Origin of the sequence: Bacillus sp. FS02 (genome assembly GCF_024398395.1) — a bacterium.
Taxonomy (GTDB): Bacteria; Bacillota; Bacilli; order Bacillales; family Bacillaceae; genus Bacillus; species Bacillus altitudinis.
In genome coordinates, this window is sequence record NZ_CP074101.1 from 1,396,894 (window position 1) to 1,421,343 (window position 24,450).

Annotated in this window: 28 protein-coding genes; 10 read left to right on the plus strand and 18 right to left on the minus strand. The window is 42.9% G+C overall.

Annotated features, from left to right (window positions below; genetic code table 11):
• Positions 1-45: 45 nt before the first annotated feature.
• The 3 genes from KFQ09_RS07230 to KFQ09_RS07240 all read right to left on the minus strand — a co-directional run bounded on the left by KFQ09_RS07230 (position 46) and on the right by KFQ09_RS07240 (position 2,950).
• On the minus strand, positions 46-1,101 hold the full coding sequence (locus KFQ09_RS07230) for a tartrate dehydrogenase (protein ID WP_255836157.1): 1,056 nt from the start codon (positions 1,099-1,101) through the stop codon (positions 46-48).
• Between the two features lie 99 nt (positions 1,102-1,200).
• Entirely contained in the window at positions 1,201-2,133 is a 933-nt protein-coding gene (locus tag KFQ09_RS07235; RefSeq protein ID WP_098680871.1) for a DMT family transporter, read from the minus strand.
• A complete protein-coding gene (locus KFQ09_RS07240; RefSeq protein ID WP_255836159.1) occupies positions 2,123-2,950 on the minus strand; it encodes a helix-turn-helix domain-containing protein in 828 nt (275 codons plus the stop codon). The genes KFQ09_RS07235 and KFQ09_RS07240 overlap by 11 nt, the downstream gene beginning before the upstream one ends.
• Before the next feature lie 154 nt (positions 2,951-3,104).
• Between KFQ09_RS07240 and KFQ09_RS07245 the strand changes: the two genes are divergently transcribed.
• Entirely contained in the window at positions 3,105-3,779 is a 675-nt protein-coding gene (locus tag KFQ09_RS07245; RefSeq protein ID WP_255836239.1) for a GntR family transcriptional regulator, read from the plus strand.
• Between the two features lie 132 nt (positions 3,780-3,911).
• Positions 3,912-4,208 (plus strand): DUF3817 domain-containing protein, encoded by a 297-nt coding sequence (locus tag KFQ09_RS07250; RefSeq protein WP_008347156.1) that lies wholly within the window; start codon positions 3,912-3,914, stop codon positions 4,206-4,208.
• 74 nt (positions 4,209-4,282) lie between these two features.
• On the opposite strand, the gene KFQ09_RS07255 is transcribed toward KFQ09_RS07250, so the two are convergent.
• Positions 4,283-6,532, minus strand: coding sequence for a hypothetical protein (locus tag KFQ09_RS07255; RefSeq protein ID WP_255836160.1), 2,250 nt, complete (start codon positions 6,530-6,532; stop codon positions 4,283-4,285).
• Between the two features lie 160 nt (positions 6,533-6,692).
• Between KFQ09_RS07255 and KFQ09_RS07260 the strand changes: the two genes are divergently transcribed.
• Both KFQ09_RS07260 and KFQ09_RS07265 read left to right on the plus strand, forming a co-directional pair.
• A complete protein-coding gene (locus KFQ09_RS07260; protein WP_008347160.1) occupies positions 6,693-6,911 on the plus strand; it encodes a hypothetical protein in 219 nt (72 codons plus the stop codon).
• Positions 6,912-6,924: 13 nt separating this feature from the next.
• Positions 6,925-7,107 (plus strand): hypothetical protein, encoded by a 183-nt coding sequence (locus KFQ09_RS07265; RefSeq protein ID WP_017358485.1) that lies wholly within the window; start codon positions 6,925-6,927, stop codon positions 7,105-7,107.
• Between the two features lie 588 nt (positions 7,108-7,695).
• Here the strand turns inward: KFQ09_RS07265 and KFQ09_RS07270 are convergent.
• Both KFQ09_RS07270 and KFQ09_RS07275 read right to left on the minus strand, forming a co-directional pair.
• On the minus strand, positions 7,696-8,118 hold the full coding sequence (locus KFQ09_RS07270) for a pyridoxamine 5'-phosphate oxidase family protein (protein WP_008347166.1): 423 nt from the start codon (positions 8,116-8,118) through the stop codon (positions 7,696-7,698).
• 294 nt (positions 8,119-8,412) lie between these two features.
• The gene (locus KFQ09_RS07275; protein ID WP_008347170.1) at positions 8,413-9,282 is read right to left on the minus strand and encodes an SDR family oxidoreductase; all 870 of its coding nucleotides are present in this window, start codon (positions 9,280-9,282) and stop codon (positions 8,413-8,415) included.
• Between the two features lie 155 nt (positions 9,283-9,437).
• On the opposite strand from KFQ09_RS07275, the gene KFQ09_RS07280 reads away from it, so the two are divergent.
• A complete protein-coding gene (locus tag KFQ09_RS07280; RefSeq protein ID WP_017358489.1) occupies positions 9,438-10,049 on the plus strand; it encodes a class I SAM-dependent methyltransferase in 612 nt (203 codons plus the stop codon).
• 16 nt (positions 10,050-10,065) lie between these two features.
• On the opposite strand, the gene KFQ09_RS07285 is transcribed toward KFQ09_RS07280, so the two are convergent.
• The 3 genes from KFQ09_RS07285 to KFQ09_RS07295 form a co-directional block, all read right to left on the minus strand.
• Entirely contained in the window at positions 10,066-12,153 is a 2,088-nt protein-coding gene (locus KFQ09_RS07285) for a BglG family transcription antiterminator (protein WP_017366637.1), read from the minus strand.
• A 121-nt stretch (positions 12,154-12,274) separates the two neighbouring features.
• Positions 12,275-13,357, minus strand: a complete 1,083-nt coding sequence (locus KFQ09_RS07290) for a C45 family autoproteolytic acyltransferase/hydrolase (RefSeq protein ID WP_017366636.1) — start codon at positions 13,355-13,357, stop codon at positions 12,275-12,277.
• Between the two features lie 87 nt (positions 13,358-13,444).
• Positions 13,445-14,077, minus strand: coding sequence for a GDSL-type esterase/lipase family protein (locus KFQ09_RS07295; protein WP_017366635.1), 633 nt, complete (start codon positions 14,075-14,077; stop codon positions 13,445-13,447).
• 414 nt (positions 14,078-14,491) lie between these two features.
• Here KFQ09_RS07295 and KFQ09_RS07300 point away from each other — a divergent pair, with 414 nt between their 5' ends.
• Positions 14,492-15,127, plus strand: coding sequence for an FMN-dependent NADH-azoreductase (locus KFQ09_RS07300; RefSeq protein ID WP_024720223.1), 636 nt, complete (start codon positions 14,492-14,494; stop codon positions 15,125-15,127).
• Between the two features lie 34 nt (positions 15,128-15,161).
• Here KFQ09_RS07300 and KFQ09_RS07305 read toward each other — a convergent pair whose 3' ends face one another.
• The 8 genes from KFQ09_RS07305 to KFQ09_RS07340 all read right to left on the minus strand — a co-directional run bounded on the left by KFQ09_RS07305 (position 15,162) and on the right by KFQ09_RS07340 (position 21,836).
• Complete coding sequence (locus KFQ09_RS07305) at positions 15,162-15,935, minus strand: IclR family transcriptional regulator (RefSeq protein WP_007498093.1); 774 nt, start codon at positions 15,933-15,935, stop codon at positions 15,162-15,164.
• Positions 15,936-15,949: 14 nt separating this feature from the next.
• The gene (locus tag KFQ09_RS07310) at positions 15,950-16,954 is read right to left on the minus strand and encodes a 5-oxoprolinase subunit C family protein (RefSeq protein WP_017366633.1); all 1,005 of its coding nucleotides are present in this window, start codon (positions 16,952-16,954) and stop codon (positions 15,950-15,952) included.
• A complete protein-coding gene (gene pxpB, locus KFQ09_RS07315) occupies positions 16,951-17,697 on the minus strand; it encodes a 5-oxoprolinase subunit PxpB (RefSeq protein ID WP_017366632.1) in 747 nt (248 codons plus the stop codon). The genes KFQ09_RS07310 and pxpB overlap by 4 nt, the downstream gene beginning before the upstream one ends.
• A gap of 19 nt (positions 17,698-17,716) precedes the next feature.
• Positions 17,717-18,508, minus strand: a complete 792-nt coding sequence (locus KFQ09_RS07320; RefSeq protein WP_017366631.1) for a putative hydro-lyase — start codon at positions 18,506-18,508, stop codon at positions 17,717-17,719.
• Positions 18,509-18,512: 4 nt separating this feature from the next.
• On the minus strand, positions 18,513-19,730 hold the full coding sequence (locus KFQ09_RS07325; protein WP_007498097.1) for an NRAMP family divalent metal transporter: 1,218 nt from the start codon (positions 19,728-19,730) through the stop codon (positions 18,513-18,515).
• A gap of 24 nt (positions 19,731-19,754) precedes the next feature.
• A complete protein-coding gene (locus KFQ09_RS07330) occupies positions 19,755-20,513 on the minus strand; it encodes a LamB/YcsF family protein (protein WP_017366630.1) in 759 nt (252 codons plus the stop codon).
• Between the two features lie 173 nt (positions 20,514-20,686).
• The gene (locus KFQ09_RS07335; protein WP_370539173.1) at positions 20,687-21,466 is read right to left on the minus strand and encodes a Cof-type HAD-IIB family hydrolase; all 780 of its coding nucleotides are present in this window, start codon (positions 21,464-21,466) and stop codon (positions 20,687-20,689) included.
• A gap of 103 nt (positions 21,467-21,569) precedes the next feature.
• A complete protein-coding gene (locus KFQ09_RS07340; RefSeq protein WP_017366629.1) occupies positions 21,570-21,836 on the minus strand; it encodes an excalibur calcium-binding domain-containing protein in 267 nt (88 codons plus the stop codon).
• 184 nt (positions 21,837-22,020) lie between these two features.
• Here KFQ09_RS07340 and KFQ09_RS07345 point away from each other — a divergent pair, with 184 nt between their 5' ends.
• From KFQ09_RS07345 to KFQ09_RS07355, 3 genes are read left to right on the plus strand one after another with little or no spacing between them, the layout of a single operon-like run.
• Positions 22,021-22,398, plus strand: a complete 378-nt coding sequence (locus KFQ09_RS07345) for a VOC family protein (RefSeq protein ID WP_008347199.1) — start codon at positions 22,021-22,023, stop codon at positions 22,396-22,398.
• A gap of 25 nt (positions 22,399-22,423) precedes the next feature.
• Complete coding sequence (locus KFQ09_RS07350; protein ID WP_046342674.1) at positions 22,424-22,717, plus strand: DUF5316 family protein; 294 nt, start codon at positions 22,424-22,426, stop codon at positions 22,715-22,717.
• Positions 22,718-22,748: 31 nt separating this feature from the next.
• Positions 22,749-22,991 carry a DUF2651 family protein gene (locus KFQ09_RS07355; RefSeq protein WP_046342672.1) on the plus strand — a complete coding sequence of 81 codons (243 nt, stop codon included), beginning with the start codon at positions 22,749-22,751 and terminating at the stop codon, positions 22,989-22,991.
• Between the two features lie 244 nt (positions 22,992-23,235).
• Here KFQ09_RS07355 and KFQ09_RS07360 read toward each other — a convergent pair whose 3' ends face one another.
• The gene (locus KFQ09_RS07360; protein ID WP_007498112.1) at positions 23,236-23,628 is read right to left on the minus strand and encodes a RidA family protein; all 393 of its coding nucleotides are present in this window, start codon (positions 23,626-23,628) and stop codon (positions 23,236-23,238) included.
• Positions 23,629-23,978: 350 nt separating this feature from the next.
• On the opposite strand from KFQ09_RS07360, the gene KFQ09_RS07365 reads away from it, so the two are divergent.
• Positions 23,979-24,443 carry an FMN-binding protein gene (locus KFQ09_RS07365; protein ID WP_025206760.1) on the plus strand — a complete coding sequence of 155 codons (465 nt, stop codon included), beginning with the start codon at positions 23,979-23,981 and terminating at the stop codon, positions 24,441-24,443.
• Positions 24,444-24,450 lie beyond the last annotated feature (7 nt).

Here is a 24,450-nt window from a genome sequence, read left to right on the forward strand (position 1 = left end):
ATCCTTTTATTATAGCAGACGTGGAGATGCGGTTCTAATGACGGATTATTTTTTCAATCGTTTAATGATTTCGTTTGTGACCTCTTGTGTTTGATAAGCTCCGCCGATGTCTGCCGTTAAAAAGCCGTCTGCTGTGACAGATTCAATCGTATCGAGAAGATGTGTGCCTAATTCTTCCTCTCCGAAATGATCAAGCATGAGTTTAGCGGTCCAGATTTGTCCGATAGGGTTTGCGATCCCTTTTCCAGCGATATCTGGTGCTGATCCATGTACTGGCTCAAACATGGATGGATATTTGCCATTTACATTGATATTGGCTGCTGGTGCGACACCAATACTACCCATTATAGCGGCACCAAGATCCGTCAAAATGTCACCAAATAAATTGCTGGCAACAATCACATCGAATTTCTCTGGTCTTGTGACAAAGAAGGCTGAGAGCGCATCAATGTGCTGAGAGTCTGCCGCCACCTTAGGGTAGTCCTTTGAGACGTCTTGAAACACTTCATCCCAAAATGGCATGGTATGCACGATGCCGTTTGACTTTGTTGCACTTGTTACATGGTTTCGTCTCTTTTCTGCTAATTGAAAAGCAAAACGCATCGCACGTTCTGTCCCTTTTCTAGAGAAGACGGCATTTTGAATCGCAAGCTGATCCTCCCCTTGATAAATCCGGCCCCCAATTTCACTATATTCGCCTTCTCCATTTTCTCTGACAACAAGAAGATCGAAATTCTTTGGGTGAGCAAGCGGGGAGCGAATGCCGCTCAGCTGTTTTGCCGGTCTAACGTTGATCACCTGCTCAAATTCACGTCTAATTTTAATGAGCAATCCCCAAAGTGATACATGATCCGGCACTAAATTGGCATCTCCGACTGCTCCTAAGAAAATGCTGTCAAAGGCTTTTAGTTGTTCCAATCCATCCTTTGGCATCATTTCGCCATGCTCTAAATAATACTCACAGCTCCACGGAAAGTCCTGAAAGGTGAAAGACAGACCGCCATGCACATCTGATACCGCTTTCAAAACTCGAATAGCTTCAGGCACAACTTCCTTTCCAACCCCGTCACCTGGTATCGCTGCAATTGAAACATGCTTCATTGATTTTTCCCCCTTTGTTATCGGTCGACCGTCGACCGTTTCATTTGAGTTTACTAAATAGTGCGTGTTCTTACAATGGACAAAAGACGCTTTTTTTGATCAAAGCGCCTTTTTATCCTGCATCAGCACATGGGGCTTCTGTTTCTTTCTTCCCGCACTTTTTTTATCTGAAAGCAGCAAACCTCCTAAGGTCAGTGCTGTTCCAAGCCCAGACATGAAGGTCAAGCTCTCGTGAAGAACGATCATTGAAATGATCATCGTGATAATAGGCACTCCATAAATATACACACTTGATTTCACCACTCCGATCGTCTTCACGGAAAAGCTCCATGTCAGAAAACAAATAGCAGATGCAAAGACGCCTAAAAACAGCAAGTGGAAGGCAAACGATGGATTGGTCAACCGCTCCCAGTCTAAACGAACCTTAAAATGCCAGATCAGTGGAATCATCCATAGCAGTCCGTAAAAGAAGACACGCCTTGTTACCTGAATGATATGGTAGCCATATTGGTTGATCATCTTCGATAAAATGGAATAGAATGCCCAGACGATGGTTGCTGTTAATGCTAAGGCATCACCGAGTGGATTCAATTGAAACGTCGTCATTCCATTCATGCTAATCAGCACGATTCCCGTCATCGCGATGAAAAAGCCTATGAAAAACCGGCTGTGCAGTGGCTCATCTTTTAATAAAAAATAAGCCAATAAAAAAGAGAAGCATGGGACAACGGAGCTGATGACACCTGCATTCGAAGCGAACGTATAAGTAAGTGCGACATTTTCTAAAAAGTAATATAAGACCACACCGCATAAACCTGCCAGCGCAAACATCCCTTCATGCTTTTTGCTTTGCACCTTCATCGTAAACGGATAGATGATCATCAGAGCCAAGTACCCTATAAAAAAACGGAAAAATAAAATCTCTGTTGGAGAAAAAGCCGTTAATAATATTTTGGTAGAGATAAAGGTAGATCCCCATAAAAAAATGGTGAACATGGCCGCTAAATGACCGAGCAGCTGTTTATTTATCATCAGCTGTTACCTGCTTTGCAAAAATTTGCTGATACTGCCCTGGCGTAAGCCCAATAAATTCCGAAAAGAAATGAGTCAAATGACTTTGATCAGAAAATCCAGCGGCAGCAGCTACATCTATTGGCTTCATTCCTTGGGCGAGAAGTTCCTTCGCATAGTTCACCCTGATTGTCTGTAAATAACGATACGGCGTAATTCCTCTGAACTTTGTAAAAGCACGCAGCAATGAATATTTGTTCATGGACACAAGCTCACCTAAGTCATCTAACGATATATTTTCCGTGAGATGTGTTTCAATATATTGCTGTACGTCTTGGACTTTTTGTTCATTGGCATTGGCTGCTGATGCTTTTTCCTCTGGTGTATCAGAATAGGTTTCGATCAACTGCTTCATCAAAAAGTAAAAGGCTTCCTGTTTATTCAAAGCAGGAGCTTCTTCTGTGATCATTTGATGAAGATCATATAATTGCTTTGCTAGTTCACTTTGTGAAACCACAGGGGCTTTAAAATGCGGCTTGTGCTGAAAGACCTTCTCCAGCACCTCTGGTTCAATATTTAAGCTGCGATAATCTAGCGGCATGTGATCAAATTGTTCACATGCGTGGTTATCGTACGGATTGAAAAGAAGGATATCTCCTTTTTCAATGATGTATTCTTGATTTTGGCAGAACATTCGTCTTTGACCGCCTTCAATAAATCCAATCACATTGTATGGATGAAAATGTTTTGGGAACTTTTTGATGATGGCATGAAAGCGATACGCCTCTATTTGCAAGTCCTGGTCAAAATGGACTGTTCGTTCCTCTAGTATTCTCATGTCGATCCCCTCTTTTCACTGAGCTGATCATTAGTGTAGCACACCCTTTTTCTCTTGGATTGTACGATATTGACTTTTCGATGCAGGCTTGCCTAGAGGGAAGAACTTGGATAACATGAGACAAAAGATCATGTACAAAAGAGGGAATGATGGGATGAATTCATTCGAGATGAAAAGACCAGCACCGTATCACATGCAATTTTATGAACAGCTGAAGCAAATGATTTTTGATGGCCAGTTTCAGCCAGGAGAGCGCATCAATGAAACACAGCTTGCCAAACAATTTGGCGTAAGCCGATCACCAGTGAGAGAAGCCATGCGGCTTTTAGAAAAGGACGAACTTTTAATCGCTGATCCCAAATCAGGCTACTCTGTCTATACGTTAACAGAGCGGGATGTCGAGGAACTCTATCAAGTCCGAATGGCTTTAGAAACGCTTGCCGTTAAGCTTGCCTGCAAAGAAGCCACAGATAGAGAAATAGATGACATTGAACAGGTGCTCACGAAGGCAGACGAAGCGATCAAACAGCAGCTGCCATCTCAGGATATCGTTCAGTTACACGAAGCGTTTCATCAAACAATCATTCAAGCCAGTCACAATCACCGTTTATCTAAACAATTAAATCACGTGAATGCGCTCATTCATTATTGCCGCATCTTTCATTTTAGCGGCGGGCCTCGAGCTGAGACGATTCAAAAAGAGCATACGGCCATTTTCACTCTAATAAAAGAACGCCGGGCTGCGGCAGCCGTTCAGGCGATGACAGACCACCTCATACATGATGTGGCACATTTAAAGCAAGTACTCTCTGAAACAACCGAAAAGTAATGCGTGTCATTTCCCATTTTTTAAGCATTACATGAACATATTTTGAATTTTTCGTAGATTATCGCATGTCCAGACGATCTTTCGTTTATATTAGAAGATGAGAAACTAGCTTTTATACAGGAGGATTTGTATATGCATACAAGTATCAGCCGTCTGAGACAGGCGGGTTTTATTGAGGGTATGTCTCTTTTAACCCTTCTTTTAATTGCCATGCCTCTAAAATATTTTGCGGATATTCCGATGGCGGTCACCATTGTGGGCTCTCTTCATGGCGCATTGTTTGTGATCTATATGCTCATTTTGGCATATGTGACATTTAAAGTTCGCTGGCATTTGAAATGGTCCATCGCCGGATTCTTTGCGGCATTCATTCCTTTCGGCAACTTCGCCTACGATAAGGTGCTCCGTCAGTATGATACAAAAGCTTAATCAAAAGGGCTAAAACGAATGTCGTATTAGCCCTTTGTCTTTATGTTGAAGCGTTCTGATAGTGGAACGCTTTTTTATATCGATGCATATTTCACAATGGCTGCTTGACGTGTCATGTCGTTAAACGCTATCCATAATTCATCATCAGGCAATACGCTAGTAATTGGATCAATTGGCTGCTTGATCTCATACTGCACACCATTTCTTTCGACTTGAATGATCGCTAACGGAAGATTGCCGATGACCCCGACAAACGACACTTCGGTCACTTTTGCACTTCCTTGTTTCTCTTGCATGAGTCCCATTTCTCTATTCAACTCTTCTTTTTTTGTCTGCATCGTGATTTGTGTCCCTGGCGCGACCTCCATATGGTCAGGTATGAATTGACTGACCGTTTTTGTAATGGATTGATCTCCGCTAGAAACCGTCACATCCAGCATAATAGGCTTCTGATCATGAATTGTGACTGGATATTGCTTCACCCGTTGGATCGTTCCTGTTAACGTCACATCTTTCCCCGATCGATTCCGCACTTCATGCCCATAGGCTGCCATTTTGAGCTGGCCGTTGATGTCAACGAGATCGGCTTTTTCTCCTGTTCTAAACTCAAAACCAGCGGCTTGAATCATCGGAATGGTATACCTTTTCTGATCTGCTTCAAATGTAAGTGATAAGACGGTGCCTCGTCCTACGGTTCCATATGATTCTATGTTTCTTAAAATAGCGCCTTTGATGAATTTTGGCTCGCTTGGCTGCGAGAAGTCACCTTCTTTTAAGAGCATCGCTTTTTTCTTTTTCGGATTGTAGAGAATGGCGATACGCTGACCCGGTTGCGGTATCTGAGTATAGGATACAACCGTTTTAACCGCCTTTTCGATATTTTTCCCATCATATTGAAATTGAAGCTGCATGTTGACCAGCGGCTGTTCGTTGATGTAGGTACCCGTTTCTTTGACTGATACAATATTGGCTTCTAATGTGACACTGTCTTTTATCTTGTTCTTTCTCACCAGTCTCAAAATCGGTGGCAGGAAGATCGCTAGCACAAATAACAGCAGTGGGATAAAGAGCCATATCGCCCAGTTGAGAATGAGTGGTCCGCCCTTCATAACATATTGCATAAAGGTGTCAACAGACGTTTGGTGGGCTGGACTGGCATTTTCGATTGAGATGACCTTTTGCAAAGAAAATTCCTTTAGCTGTTTGCTTTTCGTCTCAAATGCCCCCGTTAATTGGTTGCCAAGTGAATAATAGAGCCAATTGCTCTTCACATTTTTATGAAAAGAGAGATCTTCTTTTTGTAAAGATTCATATGACAACGACTGAGACAGCTTGCTGGCAGACGTCGCCTTATTCGTGCGATGATTATAAATATAACCAGTTAGCTTGCCTTTTGCTTCGTCCTTTGCTGTAGAGCCTAAAAGAAGAACTTCTTCTTCATTCAGCTGGTAGATAAAGGTTTGGTACATCGGTTTTGGTGTTGGGACGACTTCCCCAAGCCTTCCCTCTGCATCCACTTTCCTTGGTCTTTTTGGATAGTTGGATTCGACAGCGACAGCCACGTTTTGTGATGATCCGATCGTTTTTTGCAGCTGCTGCACGACTTTTTCTTCAATGAGGCTAAACGGTTCGGCACCTTTGGAGACATAGACCCCAAGCTGATGCTTCTCGTTTGAGATTCCGCTGACATACGCTTTCTGGTCATTTTTCAAAGTCAATTCAAACATAGGGAATGGGGTCTGCCCTCTAAAAGAATTCATGACGACATCGATGGAAACAGGTCTTGCTGGTAGCTTCAGCTCGCTGAGATTGTGGACATGAAACTGACCATTCTTTAGCTCACCGAGGACCGCAGCAGCGCCTTCCATTTCTCCTGTAAACACGAGACGTCCATTCCATTGATATGTATTCGTTTTTAAAAATGAGGGAATCTGTAAGTTTTGCTTGACGAGTTCTTTCTTTGCTCCGCTTGGAGACAGTTTTTCGATCAACAGCTGCTCGTCTTTATTTTTTAAAGCAAGTAAGAGATGGTTCCCTTGAATAGATGGCAGCATTTCATTAAACGAATCGCTTGCTGTGGTCCATTCACTGATTCTTTTTCCTGATTGAGGATCATACATTGCAAAATGGAGCTGCTGGTTTTTTGATACAGCACTCACCACTCGTTTTCCTTCATCGAATGTAAACATTCGTTTGATGTCATACTCTGTTACTTTCCCTGCGGACAAATCATCTTGGTAATGGTTCCACACCAAGACACTAAGAATGATCGCTGGAATAAAGAAGACTATATACCTGAGGAAAATCACTGGTATTCTTTTCACTTGATCGCTTCCTTTCATGGAGTTCCTTTTTCTTATACGTCAGTGCAGCGAGAATGTTTCATGCTAGAAGAATACCATTCCAACTTTCTAAATCCATATTTTACATATTTGATTGTTTACGATAAAATCCAATCAGATTCAAAAAAAGGATGTTATCTCAATGGATAAGCTATCATCGATCATTTTAGCGGCTTGGCTGCGTGTTCCCCGTTGGCTCAAGCAATGGCTGCTCGTATCTATGACCATTTTCTTTTTTTATATGTGCTTTGTAAAGGGGCTGACTAGCTGGTACACCTTGCCGCCTGTCACTTTGCTCGCATGCGCCATATGTTCCTTCTTCATCTGGATGGTGTGGCTAAACAGTCAAAAAAACAAGTAAAAAGGAGAATTTCATGAAAGAATCCATCTTTTATTTTGCTATCTCTTTTGTTCTTCAATGGGTTTGGTTTGGGGTTGTGCATCCAGATAGAGGCGTGACACTGCTGGACATGTTGACCTTCTCTATTTTGTTTACGGTGATGTTCTTTTTTATTGGCCGGATTTGGAGGTATCAGAAGAAAGGGCGAAGTGAGTGATGATGAAGCATTTCCTCTTTCTGTCGATGAGCAGTTCTATTGTGAGCGGAGAATCCTGTTAAAGGGGATGTCATGCGGATGGTGTCCGCTTTTTTTCTTCCTTTTTCCTATTTTATTGTTTAAAACGTAAAAAGGCTGCCAAATAGATGGCAGCCCGTTTCTTACTCTTTTCATGCAAATAAATAATCAATGTTTAATCTCCGTCACGGAGTGTATGAATTAAGATTCGATCATATCAGTGTGTCATATGTGTTCCGAGTGAACCTACGTTTGAAAGTAAACGCCATGGAAGTTCTGGATAACAAGACAACGAAAGCCCTACCTCTCATTCGTCCTTACGGCTCCGAAGCCGTGCCAGTGTGAATTGTAAATCAAAACGTCTTTTTTCCATTCTTCCGCTTTTATAGGGGGCGGTTGCAGAAGGAAAAGAATAAGTTTGTTCGCTTTGACAGCGTCTCGTTCTTATCAAGTAGAAGCTCTATTGCTTCTCATTATGTCATAGAAAAAAGAAAGTTTACTTTCTTTATTTATTTGCTATTTCAACACTTAATACAAAACTATAACACGTTCCCCCAACTTACGCAAGTGTTAAAGTGATAATTCTGCTGGTGTCCGGTTTCCTTCGTTCATATAACGAATGGAGGTTGGGTCAATCTTAAGGATCACTAGGTTTGGATCATCTTTTCCTTTAAACCATTTCTCCATCTCATCAGACCAAAGGCGGTCGATCAGTTCTGGATCATCAGTTAATGTGGCTTTACCTGCGATTTCTGCATATGTGTCCCCAAATCCTTCACCTGAATAACCAATGAGAATATGAACATTCGGATTTTTTTCAATCTCATCAGCTTTATGTGTTTCTTTGCTTGTTGGTGTATATAATGTCAGTCCTTCATGGAAAAAAGTCATATAGCGGGTATGCGGCTTATCTTGTTCAACAGTCGCCAATGTTCCGACTTTTTGTTCGTCTAATAAATTCATTACCTTTTGTTTTAACTCTTCTTGTGACATGTATCTTCACTCCTTCAAAATGTCATCCGTACTCTTAGGTTTCCACGACAACCCATTCATTAAACAAAGAAATGTGTTTTTCATAAAAAGACATCTTCTAGCTGATGCTATAAAAAACGGACACATTGAAAGGGGAAGTTGAACATGCATCATGAAACGATGTTCCATTTGAGTTCACTTGTTATTGCAGCGGTTGTTGTGGGCATTATCATATGGTCTGTCTCATCTGTACAGAAGAATCGGAAGAAATACTAAATACACCGCCCAATCAAAGCTGGGCGGCGTGTTTATTGATCATGTATTCATAAAGGAACCGCCGTTGACGTGAAGTGTCTGTCCCGTCATATAAGACGATTCGTCCGAAGCAAGCAGTACATAGCAGCCTACATGCTCCACAGGCTGTCCTGGTCTTCCCATTGGGGTCTCGGCCCCGAAGTTTTCGACACTGTCTTCATCAAATGTAGATGGAATGAGCGGCGTCCAAATTGGACCGGGTGCTACACCGTTGACCCGAATTCCATCTTTCACAAGCGACTGTGCCATAGAACGAGTAAAGCCGTTGATGGCCCCTTTTGTCGCCGTATAATCAATGAGCACTTTGTTGCCTCGATACGGGTTAATAGATGTTGTATTAATAATGGAACTTCCCGGTTTTAAGTAATCGAGTGCCTTCTTCGTAAAATAAAAATAAGAATAGAAATTGGTTCTAAAGGTTTGGTGAAGCTGTTCACTAGAAATATCTTGAATACGTTCTTTCGGATGCTGTTCGGCCGCATTATTGACTAAGATGTCCAGCTTCCCAAAGGCTTCAACTGTCTTTTCTACCGCTTTCTCGCAAAAGGCTTCGTCCCCGACATCCCCTGCAATCGTTAAACATTTAACGCCTTCCTGTTCTACACGTTTTTGCGTATCTTCTGCATCCTCATGTTCATTTAAGTATACAATCGCGACATGAGCTCCTTCTTTGGCATACGCAACAGAAACGGCACGTCCAATTCCGCTGTCTCCCCCTGTAATCAGCGCTACTTTTCCTTTTAGCTTACCAGACCCTTTATACGATTCATCCTCATAGATCGGCGCAGGATTCATTTCTCTTTCACTGCCTGGCTGCTGATCCTGCGTTTGGCGCGGAATGCCATTTGTTAAGTATTCACGTAAATCCATGTGTAAGCTCCTCCTTGATTTGTTGATGTATCCTTTCATTACCACTTCATTTTTTCACTCAAACATCCCTATGCTTCATCAATGCGTTTTGAAAACTGACAGGTTTCAGGATGGGAAAAATCGGTTACATAAACATAAAAAAGGAGCGTTCTCACATGCTGTCAACCATTTCTAAAACCTTTAGCAGACCAAAAGGCTGGCTCGGAAGCATCGCAGGTTTTATTATGGCAAATGAAAATAAGGCACTGAATCAATGGGCGATCCAGCATTTAGATTTATCAGATGGTGAAAACATATTGGAAATAGGCTATGGCCCCGGCTATAGCATCAAACATATGCTCAAGCATTATGACGATCTTCACATTGATGGACTAGATGCTTCTTCAACTATGAAGGAACAGGCGCATTCGCGTATAAAGAAACGATCCAAAGAGAAGCAGGTCCGGCTGTATGTCGGGAAAATTGAAAAAACACGCCTGCCGGCGGATCAGTATGACAAAGTACTCTCTGTTAACAATTATACGATTTGGGATGACCCAAAGGCTGGCGCACTCAACCTTTATCACACCTTGAAACCTGGCGGAAAACTCGTCATTGTGATGCAGCCAAGAGAAAAAGGAGCAGACGCCAATCGGACAAAAGAAATGGGCGAAAGCATCCTCAATGACTTAGAATTTGCTGGATTTGATCAGTTTTCTGTTGAATATGAAGAGATTCGTCCCACCCTCGCTGTCTGTGTCACAGCAAAAAAGCCGAGAAGCGAATAAGCTCTCGGCTTTTTTCTTACCATTTTGCCTCTTTGACAAATTGATAAAAAAGTTGATGTAATTTCTGTTCAATCTCTTCCTTTGTTCCTTGTCCATAAAGCGCCATGCTTTCTTCGCTTTCAATGATGGATGAACTGATCAGGCTAAACATTTCAGACCCTTCTTTGCCAAGCTCTAGCGGCGCCAGCATGAGGAGCATTCTGGACATGAGCTGTTGCCCGCCATCCATGCTTTTGATCTCATATGCCTCATCAAGATCATAGATATGAAAGACCGGTTTCTTAATGAGATCATGCTTTAAGTGAAAAAGAGCAAACTCAGTTCCCGGAATGCCTAAACCACCTTGCTGCTCACGCTCAAGTAAACCGACTGTCACTTCGTCTGCACGTTCTAAATAGCCTTGACTTTCAACCTGACGCATCAGCTCTCTCATTGTTGACTCATGCTGCTCCGTCGTCCTCTTTTTTTCGATTGTAAAATGGGACAAGATGCTGCGAATCACTGACATATAATTCGTGATTTGCTCTGCCATTCCTATCATATCAACCGTTTCCTCCACCGATTCTTTTGCAGATTCCTGCGCTCTTTTTTTCTCAATCAGATAAGGAATTTTTCGTTTAATATGAGACTTGACCCGCACTGCGTCATCCTCGTTTAAGAGCGGGCTGACCATAATGTAATCAATATGCTCATAGGGGATCGGCACGGTTGATACGATCATGTCATAGCTCGCAGCGTCGATTTCCTTTAGCTCCATTAAGGAAGATAGATCGAATTTGGCGATCTCAGGCAATTCTTTTTTTAATCGTGATGCGAGCATTTTGGACGAACCGATGCCGCTTGAGCAAACGACCAATGCATGAATCTTTGTTTCTTCTTTTTTAATTTCAAGCACCGAACCAAAATGAAGCACGATAAAGGCAATTTCATCCTCTGGAAATTCGATCTCAGGAAAGAAGCGCTCCACACCTTCTTCAATCGCCATGAACAGCAAGAAGTAGTCTTTTTTTATTTGTTGTGTGAGCGGATTATAAATCCGCATCTTTTCTTTTAAACGGTTCATAGCTGGTTCAAGATGAGACACGAGTCCCTCATACAATGAATCGTTTTCATTTAAATGGTAGCCTGTTTTATGAGAAATAAAGTCAATGAGTTTCTTCGTTCTCAGCGCAATATCTAACTCAATCTCATCAATGCGGTATTCTGCCGTAAAGCTTCGATTTGCACTACGCAAATGGATGGTCATGTAGCCGACCTCCGCTTCAGGAATCTCTACATTAAACATGCGTTCTAATGCTCGTGCGATTCTGAGTGAAGATTCAAATTCCTTCGTCCGCTTTAATTCAAGCAATTCTTCCTCTTCCATCCGAATGGTTTCACCGATTTGAATGCGTTCAATGGCATAGGTTAAGTGAACGACAAGTGCAATATAGGCACTATCTGACAACGAGAGAGAGAGTCTGTTTTTCAAATGAAAGAGCAGCCTTTCTACCTTGAGCAGCTGTCCTCGACTGACTACCCCAAACACCTTTTCAGTCGCTTTCGTTCGATGTTTAATATTCATCTCAATCGTTTCGAGAAATAATTGAATGTCGAGACGGTCAACGATCAGGTTCCCGACAATTTTTCGTTTGGCTTCCTCCGGTCCTTTTAATTCAATGCCGTACCCACGCTTGCGGATAAGCAGTAAACCGTAGGGAGCGATCCAGTCCGTCAGTTCATCTAAGTCGTAGCTGATGGTCGCATTTGTAACCTGCAAGTCGGCTGCAAGTGTATATAATTTCACCGGTTCTTTTGCTTCAAGCAGGGCACACAGGATTAAGAGCTTCCGTTCATCAGAACTATATTCAATTTGATCTTCATTTGAAATATGAGACAGAAGCCGCTGTTTGTCTTCCTGTTCACCGACCGCCTTCAAGCCCTTCCCCGGCTGTTTATCAAGTGATAGGTTGTAATTCTTTAAAATAGGTTTAATGGATTTAAGTTCTCTATGAATGGTTCTTGTACTTACTTGAACAGAATCGGCGATCTCACGAATGGTGACATAACGATTTTGCTGAATCATATATTTGATCACTTTCTGTTCTCGTGCCGTTATGTACATGAAATGCCTCCTTCTGCTTAAATAGGTCTATTGTCACACTTTAATATAAAACGCTTTCACTGATCGATGCAACCTGAAGTTGATCTAAATTTGGCACACAGGTTGTGACAAAATGAAAGACTCACACGTTTCTCCAAAAGGAAGGTCCATAATCCTTTTGATGAAATTGAATCGTTTGTTCATGAAATGGCAGTGTGCCCCCGACCTTTAATGAATAGGTAGGATGATAGACGGGAGAGCCAAAGCAATACTCCATCGTCCCTTCCTCCGGCCGAAACATGACGGTTCGCATCGTCCCAAACAGCTCTTCATAATTGTGCACAGTCAGACCAGCAGGGTATTCTGCCTGAAATAGTTCCGTAAGAGACTCGCTTGACGGCTGTTCTTCTAAAGCTTGAATTAACATGTCGTACCTGACAACAGAATGATGTTTCGTCAACCCTTTTGCCGTGTGATCAGCGAGCGGATGGTTCGTAGCCGCAATAAATCCACGCTCCGGCCTTCTCACCTTTTTTTGCCCATCAATCATTTCAATCACAGCCGCCTCTCCCTGCCGGTCAGCAAGCATTAGATGAACATTAGACGCGACGGGCATTTCCTGTACCAAACGGACGGCATCCTCCACCGTTTTACAGGACTCTAGCACAGCACGAATAACATGATATACTTGCAAGCCAGCAACAGCCGGCGGCTTTAAGCCTGGTTCGTTGCCAATAGGCGGACCGCATGCAGAAAATGTCACCGATAGACCATGTTCATTCATCCCATCCGATCGACCAAATAAGATTAATGATGAGCCTGTATGGACTGCTGAGCCCTTCACATGTGTAGATACAAGACGCATATCATCAAACAGCGGAGAAAAATCATAGTTGCGAAGCATCACCGTTTGTTGATTGGCAGCCTCATTTCCCTGCATCACACAATGGGAACAACCTGGCTGAAGATGCGAAGAATAGAAAAAGGTCAAATTGCTTTCATCCATTTGCATTTCATCACAAAATCCCGTGAGTTCTTCCTCTAACTGAGGAAGAAACGGTCGAATCAGCTGCTTCGTTTCCTTCACAGCCTCTTTTAATAACGGTTCTGATTGAATGTATTGTTTTTTAAGCAAAGGGTGCTCCTTCAGCCAGACAGCCTGCTGCTTTCCTATCTCATAAGCTGTTCCTTTCAATTCATGAAAATACGCGCTCATCTCCTGCATGCATACACCTCTTTTGTCTTTGTTTCTTTTATCATATCGAAACAGCCCTTCATTTAAAAGAATGAAAAAAACTGCAATCCCGCGGGATCACAGTTGCTTAGCGGATTGTTGAAACAGCGCTTCTGCCATTGCTTCATATCCTTTGTGGTTCGGATGAAATTGATCAATCGATAAGTATGCGCTTTGATGACCTTCAAATACACCGTAAATATCCACCACTTCTACATGTGGATTCGCAGCAAGCTGGCGAAGGTGATGGTTGTATTGCTTCAGCCATCTCTCTGCGATCGGAATCTCAGGAAAAGGATTATATAAATTCAATAAATATACGCAGTATGGATGATGCTGACCTCTTTTTATCAGAGCGATTTCTTGAACCATTTTGCTAAAATTCGCCTGACAATGCATAGACGCTTGCAGCAGTGTCTTTTCATCTTCACCTTTTTCATACTGCAGAACAGCTTGAACAAGATCATTCCCGCAGCCTGTGATGGTGATGATGTCAGCATGAGCAATCGCCCGTCTTACATCAGACCGCCGAAAAAGCTGCAAGATCTCTTCCGTTGTTAACCCTGATTTCGCAAATACGGACAGTTTCACCGGTATATGCAGCTTCTTTTCAAGCTTCGCCGCATATCGCTCCGTAAAACCGCCGCCAAATAAACGTGCCCCCACCCCAACCGTTAAGGAATCTCCAATCGCAACATAGGATCGTCCCACTCTTATCCCTCACTCTCTCCTGCCTTCTCTTATATATACGAAAAAGAAGAACAAATGCTTGTAGCAGATGGCTTAAAGGCATCCACCTTTTTTTCAAAGACGCAGGATGAGCGCATTTACAAACACTTTACTTGCGATATCGATCCATTTTTTGTTCAATGGGAGTAGGGTTTTTTTGCTTAAATCGCAGCTTTGAAGCGTTTCAGAAAAATTTACAAACTTTTTATCTTGATTTCAAGACTTTATACCTTGACTTCAAACTATATAGTGATTACAATGAAAATATCAGTTTTTATGTAACTGTGCTTGTTACATCTTTTTCATAGCATTCCAATATGATTAAAGATGCCACATATTCAGTGTATCTTTGGGATACGCTAAAAAAATCATTGAAACAGGAAGGATTGAATGAACATGGCAAAAGTTTTATACATCACTGCACATCCGCATGATGAAACAGTTTCTTACAGTATGGCTACTGCTAAAGCATTTATCGAATCTTATAAGGAAGCAAATCCAAGTGACGAGGTTGTACATATCGATTTGTACAAAGAAAACATTCCTCACATTGATGCAGATGTATTCGCTGGATGGGGCAAGCTTCAATCTGGTGCTGGCTTCGATACACTTTCAGCTGAAGAGCAAGCGAAAGTTGCTCGCCTAAACGAATTAAGCGATCAATTCGTTTCTGCTGACAAATACGTATTTGTTTCACCACTTTGGAACTTCTCATTCCCACCAGTTCTTAAAGCATACATCGACTCTGTTGCTGTAGCTGGTAAAACATTCAAATACACTGAGCAAGGTCCTGTTGGATTACTAACAGACAAAAAAGCGCTACACATCCAAGCACGTGGCGGATACTACACTGAAGGTCCTGCTGCTGAACTAGAAGCAGGTCACCGTTACCTTGGAACAATTGCAAACTTCTTCGGTATTCCTTCTTTCGAAGGTCTTATTGTTGAAGGTCACAATGCTGAGCCTGCAAAAGCAGAACAAATTAAAGCAGATGCGATCGAACGTGCAAAAGCTTTAGGTAAAACTTTCTAATTATTAACACGCAAAAAGCCAATGATCTTAACGGTCATTGGCTTTTTATTTGTTCAGATGCAAAACCTAATTCTTTTGAAATGCCGCTGGCCGCTTTTTTGACCTGCTCAATTAAATAAGGAAGCCGTTCCTTTTGATAGCCTGCCTCAAACCCCGCAATACTAATGCCTGCTGCCACTTCTCCGTGATGATTGAAAATGGGCGCTCCAATAGCCGCAGTATAGTTTTCAAGCTCTGAATAGCTTAACGTATATCCGCGCCTGTTTGATTCTTCGATCATGTTTCGCAGGACATCTTTATCGGTAATGGTTCCGATCCCGATTTTCCCGAGCTCTACCGAATCAATATAGGCAAGTCTCTCTTCCTCTGGCAAAAAGGAAAGAATACTTCTCGCACAAGCTCCCGCATATAATGGGGATCTTCTTCCGACAGCGGTATAGAGCCGGACAGGCTGCGTTCCTTCCATTTTCTCCACATAAATGGCTTCATCTCCTTCACGAATAATGAGCTGAACAGCCTCACCTACCTCATCACGCAAGTTTTCCATAAAGGGCCTTGCAATTCTACGGATATCGAGGCGATCGGCGACAAGCTGACCGTATTCAAGGAACATCAATCCTAATCGGTAAACACCTGAAGGATGCTTTTCTAATAATCCCATATCGGCTAACGAGTTGGCCATTCGGTGTACAGATGTTTTGGGCATGCTCGAGAGCTCAATCATGTCATTTAACGTTAATTGTTCGTGTGTGATAAAAAGCCGTAATATCTCCATTGATTTCACAACGGTTTTATTTGTGTTCTGCATGTTTCTCACCTTTTCTAAAACGAAAATGCTTCGAGTTTTAATCTTGCCGTCAGGTCCTTCATTTCTGCTTCTTGTGTGAATAAGGCTTGCTCTGCTTCTTGGCGGTCAATTTGTTGAAACGTGAGATTCGCTCCAGGCATCGCCTGCGCAATGAGCGGCAAATCGACTGTTGCCACCTCACCAATACGGGGATATCCACCTGTCGTCTGGCGATCTGCGAGCAGAATAATCGGCTGGCCGTCAGGAGGAATTTGAATAGAGCCAAAAGCAACCGCTTCTGAAATCAATTCAAGCTTTTGCTTTAAACGTATCGGTTCTCCTTTCAATCTGCATCCCATACGATCAGATTGGGGAGTGACCTGATAAGACCGTTCGAAAAAAGCTTGCTGCGATTCTTCCTGAAAATGAGACAGATGTCTCCCTGCCAGCACCCGAATGACTGGTGATTTCCCGAGAGGCAAAAAATGAGCATGATTGACTGTCCAGTCTGGCGCACGTTCCCCTTTGCTTTTTAACATGTGAACGAGGCTCACCGCCAGTGGTGACGGTTCTCCAATCGGCAGGACGTCTCCTTTTTCTAGCGGACGCCCTTCTATCCCGCCTATCTTCGCTCTGACGTACGTACTTTTACTTTTCATCACCGGCTCAACATCAAATCCACCGGCTACAGCGAGGTAGGAGCGGCATCCCCTCTTACAAGGGCCAAAGGTGATCGTGCTTCCTGCTCGAATGAAGAGCGGTTTCCATAGAGGCACTTGTTCCCCGTCAATCTCAACCTCCACATCAGCACCGGTCACGGCGATCAGCTGATCCTTCTGACATGTCAACACTGGACCGGGCCCCATTAATGTGATTTCCAGCACCGCTTCGTTTTCTTGATTCCCAGTGAGGATGTTGGCGATTCGGAGCGAGAGCGGGTCCATGCCGCCGCTCGTTAAAACACCGTACTTCTGATAGCCTATTCTCCCTTTATCTTGAATGGTGGTGAACATTCCTGGCTTGATGACATGAATACTCAACGATCTTCCTCCTTCATGCTGAAAAATTCCTTTTCAGACAGTTGAACAAATCGAACCTCGTCCCCTGCCTTTAGTAGACTAGGTCTCTCAGCATTCGGCCGAAATAAGGACAAAGGGGTTTGTCCAATGAGCTGCCAGCCTCCGGGTGTAGATATCGGATAAACCCCTGTCTGCTTCCCCGCAATACCCACAGACCCTTTTGGAATCGACATTCTTGGTGTTTGTCTGCGCGGAGCTGCAATTTTTTCAGAAAGTCCGCCTAAAAACGGGAACCCAGGAGCAAACCCAATCATATAGACAAGATACGTCCCGGATGTGTGAATGCGTACAACTTCTTCAGGCGTCAAATCATTGATACGGGCGACTTCTTCTAAGTCAGGACCGAGCTCTCCTCCATAACATACAGGAATGTCGACGATCCGGCGCTTTGCCTGATTCCCCTCCTGCCAGTTGTCTTCAAGGAGGTTTTCAATATAGTCTTTGACCCATTCATACGGAGAGATCGCACGTTGCTTAAGCTGAGCAGATTGATAGACCGTATAGGGCTCATAAAAGACGGTCACGTTTGTAAAAGCTTGAACAGCTTCCACATATCCTTCAAATGGATGCTGTTCAATACATGAAAACAGCTGCTTCACACGCTCATGAATGTCTTCACTTATGTCAGTCCCGGCTTGGATGACAATGGCTGCGTCTCCTAGCGGGTGGAACGTGATCGTATCTTTTATCGTTGAAAATGCCACTTTTATGACACCTCTCTTTCTACAGGACACCGAGCTTTTGATCTCTTACATCTGTGATAAACATATGACCGGGTGCATGGGTGATCGCAATGTCTGGCTTAGTGTGCATGACGATGGCTTGCGGCGTCACACCACATGCCCAAAACACCGGGACTTCCCCTTCTTTGATCACAGATGGTTCTCCAAAGTCTGGCTGATCTACATGTTCAATGCCAATTACAGCTGGATCACCTATATGGATAGGACCGCCATGTACCGATGGGAATCTAGACGTCACCTGAACACTTCTTGTGACTTGATGCGCTGGGATCGGCCTCATGCTGACAACCATCGGACCATGGAATACACCTGCCCTTTCACATGAAATGTTCGTTTGATACATTGGGACATTATGACCGTCTTCAATATGGCGGACAGGAATGTCATTCAGCATCAGTGCATGCTCAAACGTAAAGCTGCATCCGATGAGAAAGCCCACCATATCATCCTCCCAATAGGAAGAAATATCTGTTACCTCTTCTTGAAGAACCCCTTTTTTGTAAACACGATATTTAGGGAAATCCGTTCGAATATCCGCATCAGGTGCTGAACGCCTTGGCACTGGATCACCTGGGTCGAGCACATCAAGCAAAGGGCACGAAGCCGGATTCCGTTGACAAAATAAAAGAAAATCGAAGGCTAGCTCTTTTTTGACGATCATTAAGTTGGCTTGCGCAAATCCCTCAGCAAAGCCAGCCGTTGGGCCTGTGATCTTCTGCTTACGAATCAATTCCCTGATTTGTGACGGCTTATAGGTTTGATATGCTTTCATGTGATCAGCTCCATAGTTTTGGAATTTCATTCATGATGGTATATCCGCCCATGATTGCCATGATGACAACAACAAACGCACCTGTTGCTGTCAAAAAGAATGGATGGCGATAATCACCGACAATTTCTTTTTTATAGGCAGCAATCAGCAATGTTCCGAGTGCAAGCGGCAAGATCAATGCATTGATGGCCCCAACCAAAATCAATATGTTCACAGGTCTTCCAATCGTGATAAAACAAATGGTCGAGAGCGCAATGAAACCAACGATAATGCCTCGTTGATTTTTCTCGATTTTTGGTGAGAAGGTTTTAAAGAAGGAAACGGAGGTGTATGCCGCTCCAATGACTGAGGTAATGGCAGCAGCCCACATAATAATCCCGAACATTTTATATCCAACATTTCCAGATGCTAATTGAAAAACAGACGCAGGCGGGTTCGACGGATCAATCTGCAAGCCTTTTGAGACAACTCCTAGAACGGCTAAAAATAAAGCCACACGCATCACGGATGTGATTAAAATACCGAAAATGGAACTTTTCGTCACTTGCGGCAATGCTTCCTTCCCCTTAATGCCAGCATCCAGCAGACGATGACCACCAGCAAAAACGATATAGCCGCCAACCGTTCCGCCGACAAGTGTGACAATTGATAACATGTCAATTTTCTCTGGCACGAAAGTTCTCATGACAGCTTCTCCAACTGGCGGTGCTGTGGAAATAGCCACATACAGCATCAGACCAATCATGACAAAACCAGCGATTTGTGTGAATCGGTCCATCGCTTTTCCTGCCTCTTTGATGACAAAAATGAGAATGGCAATGACTGCACTGACCCCAGCCCCTATGCGGGGATCGACGCCGAATATGACCTGAAAACCGAGACCCGCACCGGCGATATTTCCAATATTAAAGGCAAGACCCCCAATGACAATCAAACAGGCTAACACATATCCAAGACCCGGCAGAACCATATTGGCAATGTCCTGTCCTCTTTTTTCCGAGACGGCAATGATACGCCATACATTTGTTTGCGCAAAAATGTCTAGCAAAATGGAAATCAAAATGACAAACCCAAAGCTAGCTGCGAGCTGCTGTGTGAACACCGTTGTTTGTGTTAAAAATCCCGGTCCAATGGCGGACGTTGCCATTAAAAAGGCTGCGCCCATCAGCATAGAACGGTTCCCTTTTGGAGCTTTCATCTGTTTGGCTTTCTCTCTTTTCATGCTGTTTCCCCCTTTGATGACGATTTATCGAAAGGCCTTGAGTTGAATAGTGGCTTCTTTTAGCTTCGCTGTAATGGTTTTTGCAAATTGAAGCGCGTGACTGCCATCCCCGTGGATGCACACCGTATCTGCTTTGAGCTGAACATCTTCCCCTTGCACTGTCCGCACTTTCCCCTCTCTTACCATACGGATGACCTGCTGAACTGCCCTTTCATCCTCTTCAATAAGTGCATGAGGTTCACGGCGTGATGTCAGTGTCCCGTCTGGTTGATACGTCCGATCAGAAAAAACTTCATGTGCCACTTGAAGACCGATTCTTTCCCCTGCTAACGCAAGTTCACTGCCTGACAGCGCAAATAACACAAGGTTAGGATCAATATCATACACAGCCTTCGCAATCGATTCAGATAATTCAGTATTTTTAGCCGCCATGTTGTAAAGGGCGCCATGTGGTTTGACGTGCTGCATCGTACCGCCTTCTGCTTTCAGAAAGGCTGATAGTGCACCAATTTGATAGATCACAAGATCATAGGCTTCCTCTGCTGAGATCGCGATTGGACGTCTGCCAAAACCGACTAAATCTTGCAGACCTGGATGTGCACCAATTTGAACCCCTTTATCCAGTGCCATTTTAACCGTCTTTCTCATCACAGTTGGATCTCCCGCATGAAAACCGCATGCAATATTGGCTGAGGTAACATATTCAAGAATTTGTTCATCTGAACCGATGGTGTATTGACCAAAACTTTCTCCCAAATCACAGTTAATATCCACTTGATACATAGGACCCCTCCTTGTCGTTCCGAATTACGGAATATAAAGTCCGAATATTCGAATTTATATTGATTATACCAACTTTGGATAGACTGCACATGAAATTGTCAGAAAATATAACAATAGAACTAGTAGAAAACAAAAAAAGTGAGAGGTCATATCCTCTCACTTTTTCTACTCGTTTATTTAGACAGCACCCAATGCTGGATGGCTTTTGCTACCCCGTGCTCTGTATTAGGAGCCGTAATCCAATCAGCGGCTTCTTTCACAACTTCTTGTGCATTGCCCATTGCAATGCCTAATCCGGCTTCTTGAATCATCGCCATATCATTCAGACTGTCGCCAAGTGACATGACGTTGTCCATTGTGCAGCCAATGCGTTCTGCTACTTTTGCAAGAGCTGCCGCTTTGTTAATGCCTGCTGCATTGACTTCAATATTGGTTGGACTGGAATTCGTGATTTCTAGCTGTCCATTTGTTTTCAATGTATGGAGGACTTCCTCACGAACAGCATCGTCATGAATATCAAAACCAAATTTCAACCATTCGTGGTCATGAATGCGTTCTGGGAATTCTCCCCTCCACACCTTATCCACAGTAGATGCCCAGTAATCGGTTTCGTATCTGTTTTTTAGATCCCACATCATCTGAACGTGATCGGGATGCAGCAGTTCCCGTTCGATCAACTGGAAGTTTGAATCCCAAATTTCACTTCCGTTCGCTGTGACAAGATAAGAAGAGAGTTTCAACGGCTCGACCAGCTCTCGACATGTCATCAGCGTACGTCCTGTGCTAATCACCACATGGACCCCTTTGGCTTCTGCTTCTTTAATGGCTTGTTTATTTTCCTCAGGAATGACGTGCTCACTGTTTAACAGCGTGCCATCCATATCAATGGCAATCAATCGGATGTCTTTCTTATCAGCTTGTGTTGACAAATTGAGTACCCCACTTTGTATCATTTTTTGAATCTATCTTTATTTTAATATAAAGATGAAGATGGCACAAAGGGACGAGTTTGATCCCATAGAAAAAAGACCTTGTGACAGGTCTTTTTACTTCTTCTTAACGTTCACATGCGATGCCGTCTTTATCACGGTCAAGGTGTTTATTTTTTAAGTAAAGTGCTTTTGATACATAAGGCTTGTACTTCGTTTTTCCACCTTTGTTTTTCGTATTTTTGCTTTTTGCTACGCCGCCTTTATATACTTTGTTGAGTGCTTTGCAGTTTTTGTACTTGACTGTCTTTGCATCCGCTGTGTGAGTGTCAACTTGTGTAAAGCTAAGTAAAAGACCGAAAGACAAGACAGCGACCATGATTTTTTTTAACATGTAAGTTCCCCCTATTTTTTCTCATTTTACATTTTTATCATATGTCACCACATTTTGTTTTTCAAGACGATCGAGGTGAAAATATTGGTTTTTTTGGAATTTAATAATTCTTATGACCTATATGTTAAAATGAGTGGGAAACCTTTCCGGTTTTGACACGTATATGAAGAGAGGAGCTTTCCATATGAAAATGAAATATACCATTCTATATGTAAACGATGTTGAGGCAAGTATTCAGTTCTACCATCATATCCTCGGTTTCCCGATTAAATTGAGGGTTGAATCCTATGTTGAGTTTGATACAGGAGAAGTCACCCTATCAATTAATTCACGCCAAGATGTGAAAGAGGCACTTGGTCTACCTGTTCCAGAGGCAGTCAGCTCATCACAAACGTTTGAGATTGGCTTTGTTGTGGATGATGTGAATGAAACCATTGCGTCCTTGAAGGAAAAAGGGGTACCTGTCATCAAGGAACCTGCTAAGAAGCCGTGGGGACAAACGGTCAGTTATGTGTCTGATCCTGATGGACATTTCATTGAAATATGTGATGCGGTCTCCTAATAGCTGTCCGAAGGAGTGAAGCGTAATGAGAAAGAAACATGCTTTTTTTGTTGGTGTTTGCTCCATGCTGTTGATTTGCAGTGCGGCGCTCATATTACAGCACCATGAATGGATTGGATTCGTCAGTGGTGGAATCTCTATTATTGCGTTCGTTGCATCTGGATTTCTTATGGGTGCATGGACCAACGGGGAAGAGGCACGAGCGGCCTATCACTCTGAAACAAAAGAACACCGGATGTTTCGTCTTGATACGGCTTTTCTTTTCATCATCTTTGCCCTTCCGCATATGGGTGCAGCACTGTTATATGTTTTTATGTAAATAGTTGATTTGATTCAAAGGAGTAATTAACATGGCTGTTTTTGTCTTATTCGTTGTATTTGGTTTACCTATGATCTCTGTGCTGATTGGTATTTTCGGCACATTGTTTTTAAAGAACATTTGGTTTCCCACCTTGATTGTGCTGGTAGCGAGTGTGATTCTGATGTTCACCTCTATTGGTGGAAATAAAACCTTTCTCATTTGGGTCATCGTCTACACAGTCTGTGCATTTCTCGGTGCATTCATTACAAAGCGATTCAAAGCTGTTTCATAAATACTCATCAAAAAAAGAACAGTTTGCACTGTTCTTTCAGATTGTTGACAAAGGGCTAAAATGATTCTTTATTTTAGCCCTTTGTCTTCTTTTCAGCGTGATAGAAAACCTTTGCAGCCCTAGGAAGGACGAGTACTGGAGCGGAGCGAATTTGACATTCGTGAGCACCAGCACGCAGGACTGACAAAGAATGCGAGGGTTTGGCTACACGCTGAAAGAACAGTTTGCACTGTTCTTTTTTTGATTAAATATCCGCACACCATAGCTCTATTTCGATTTTCAGCTCTGGCCACCCTAATGCAGTCACATAGGCAACGGTCATTGATGGATATGCCGTTTTGAAGATTGCATCCCACTGTGGATATAGATGATCCCAATCAATTTCTTCTGTTGCCCAAATATTGACTTTGATGACGTGTTCTTCATTCAATCCTTCTGATGCAAGGATTCTCTTTATATTTTCAAACGTATTGGTGACTTGGTCGTTTAAGCTTGATGGGATCTGTCCATCCGCTCCTGTCCCTACTTGACCTGATGTCACAAATAACCCCGCACCCTTTGGCACCCTTGTGATATGACTGTAGTTGCCAACGGGTTTCGGCATACTTTCTGGGTTTTTTCTCGTGATTTTTTCCATGTACATCCCTCACTCACTATGATTTTTCTGCGTGTTTTTCCTCCTGCAGACAGACTTCACCAATTTTTGTCTATCCTAAAAGAAAACAGCAGTGGAGTATCCGTAGCCACAAGGTAAGAACATCAATATTTTCTTTTTCATGGCCGAAACACCCCTTTTTGATTGCGTGAGCAAGGTTTAGATTTATTTCATCCTACCTGATAAATGAACCACAGTCAAAAATAAATGATAAATGATATCGTGCAATATTTTGATTCTTCATACCCATTATCTAAAATCGTTCTTTTCTTGTTCATGGTTTGTTCAAATTTCTTCTATATAGTAGATCGTAATAGGAGGTAGGATACATCATGGCAAAAATAAATAAGAAAATGATTAGTCTTTGCACCGCAGCCATCAGCAGCTTATACATCACTGGTTATGCAACTACCCATCACGCTCAAGCCGTTCAAACAGCACAATCAAATACACAAGCAGACGCTTCTTCAAACAATACATCTCTCACATCAGATACTACCGCCACTCAAACAGAAGATACCACTTCAGAAACTGAACTCAAGGATGGTACTTTTTCTGGTACTGGATCAAATGAGATTGGCTCTATCAGTGTATCTGTTACCATCAAACAAGGAAATATCACTTCTGTCGAGATTACGAGTGATAACACTAGATACGGGCAAAGCTCCATTTCATCATTACCTAATGAAGTGGTTATCAGACAAAGTGCTGATGTAGATACGGTGAGCGGTGCAACATTAAGTACTCAGGATTTTGAAACAGCCGTTGCTCAGGCTTTAGAGCAGGCAAAGGCATAGAGAGGAG

What these genes read in the sequence shown, in the direction of transcription:
- KFQ09_RS07335 (WP_370539173.1), bottom strand. Translation starts at nt 21,466, where the DNA reads ATGATACAAAGTGGGGTACTCAATTTGTCAACACAAGCTGATAAGAAA.
- KFQ09_RS07270 (WP_008347166.1), bottom strand. Translation starts at nt 8,118, where the DNA reads ATGTCACAAGAAGAGTTAAAACAAAAGGTAATGAATTTATTAGACGAA.
- KFQ09_RS07365 (WP_025206760.1), top strand. Translation starts at nt 23,979, where the DNA reads ATGGCAAAAATAAATAAGAAAATGATTAGTCTTTGCACCGCAGCCATC.
- KFQ09_RS07350 (WP_046342674.1), top strand. Translation starts at nt 22,424, where the DNA reads ATGAGAAAGAAACATGCTTTTTTTGTTGGTGTTTGCTCCATGCTGTTG.
- KFQ09_RS07360 (WP_007498112.1), bottom strand. Translation starts at nt 23,628, where the DNA reads ATGGAAAAAATCACGAGAAAAAACCCAGAAAGTATGCCGAAACCCGTT.
- KFQ09_RS07330 (WP_017366630.1), bottom strand. Translation starts at nt 20,513, where the DNA reads ATGTATCAAGTGGATATTAACTGTGATTTGGGAGAAAGTTTTGGTCAA.
- KFQ09_RS07355 (WP_046342672.1), top strand. Translation starts at nt 22,749, where the DNA reads ATGGCTGTTTTTGTCTTATTCGTTGTATTTGGTTTACCTATGATCTCT.
- KFQ09_RS07235 (WP_098680871.1), bottom strand. Translation starts at nt 2,133, where the DNA reads ATGATAAATAAACAGCTGCTCGGTCATTTAGCGGCCATGTTCACCATT.
- KFQ09_RS07285 (WP_017366637.1), bottom strand. Translation starts at nt 12,153, where the DNA reads ATGTACATAACGGCACGAGAACAGAAAGTGATCAAATATATGATTCAG.
- KFQ09_RS07290 (WP_017366636.1), bottom strand. Translation starts at nt 13,357, where the DNA reads ATGCAGGAGATGAGCGCGTATTTTCATGAATTGAAAGGAACAGCTTAT.
- KFQ09_RS07265 (WP_017358485.1), top strand. Translation starts at nt 6,925, where the DNA reads ATGAAAGAATCCATCTTTTATTTTGCTATCTCTTTTGTTCTTCAATGG.
- KFQ09_RS07305 (WP_007498093.1), bottom strand. Translation starts at nt 15,935, where the DNA reads ATGCAGAACACAAATAAAACCGTTGTGAAATCAATGGAGATATTACGG.
- KFQ09_RS07275 (WP_008347170.1), bottom strand. Translation starts at nt 9,282, where the DNA reads ATGGATTTACGTGAATACTTAACAAATGGCATTCCGCGCCAAACGCAG.
- KFQ09_RS07230 (WP_255836157.1), bottom strand. Translation starts at nt 1,101, where the DNA reads ATGAAGCATGTTTCAATTGCAGCGATACCAGGTGACGGGGTTGGAAAG.
- KFQ09_RS07320 (WP_017366631.1), bottom strand. Translation starts at nt 18,508, where the DNA reads ATGAAAGCATATCAAACCTATAAGCCGTCACAAATCAGGGAATTGATT.
- KFQ09_RS07240 (WP_255836159.1), bottom strand. Translation starts at nt 2,950, where the DNA reads ATGAGAATACTAGAGGAACGAACAGTCCATTTTGACCAGGACTTGCAA.
- KFQ09_RS07345 (WP_008347199.1), top strand. Translation starts at nt 22,021, where the DNA reads ATGAAAATGAAATATACCATTCTATATGTAAACGATGTTGAGGCAAGT.
- KFQ09_RS07260 (WP_008347160.1), top strand. Translation starts at nt 6,693, where the DNA reads ATGGATAAGCTATCATCGATCATTTTAGCGGCTTGGCTGCGTGTTCCC.
- KFQ09_RS07250 (WP_008347156.1), top strand. Translation starts at nt 3,912, where the DNA reads ATGCATACAAGTATCAGCCGTCTGAGACAGGCGGGTTTTATTGAGGGT.
- KFQ09_RS07245 (WP_255836239.1), top strand. Translation starts at nt 3,105, where the DNA reads ATGAATTCATTCGAGATGAAAAGACCAGCACCGTATCACATGCAATTT.
- KFQ09_RS07325 (WP_007498097.1), bottom strand. Translation starts at nt 19,730, where the DNA reads ATGAAAAGAGAGAAAGCCAAACAGATGAAAGCTCCAAAAGGGAACCGT.
- KFQ09_RS07280 (WP_017358489.1), top strand. Translation starts at nt 9,438, where the DNA reads ATGCTGTCAACCATTTCTAAAACCTTTAGCAGACCAAAAGGCTGGCTC.
- KFQ09_RS07300 (WP_024720223.1), top strand. Translation starts at nt 14,492, where the DNA reads ATGGCAAAAGTTTTATACATCACTGCACATCCGCATGATGAAACAGTT.
- KFQ09_RS07340 (WP_017366629.1), bottom strand. Translation starts at nt 21,836, where the DNA reads ATGTTAAAAAAAATCATGGTCGCTGTCTTGTCTTTCGGTCTTTTACTT.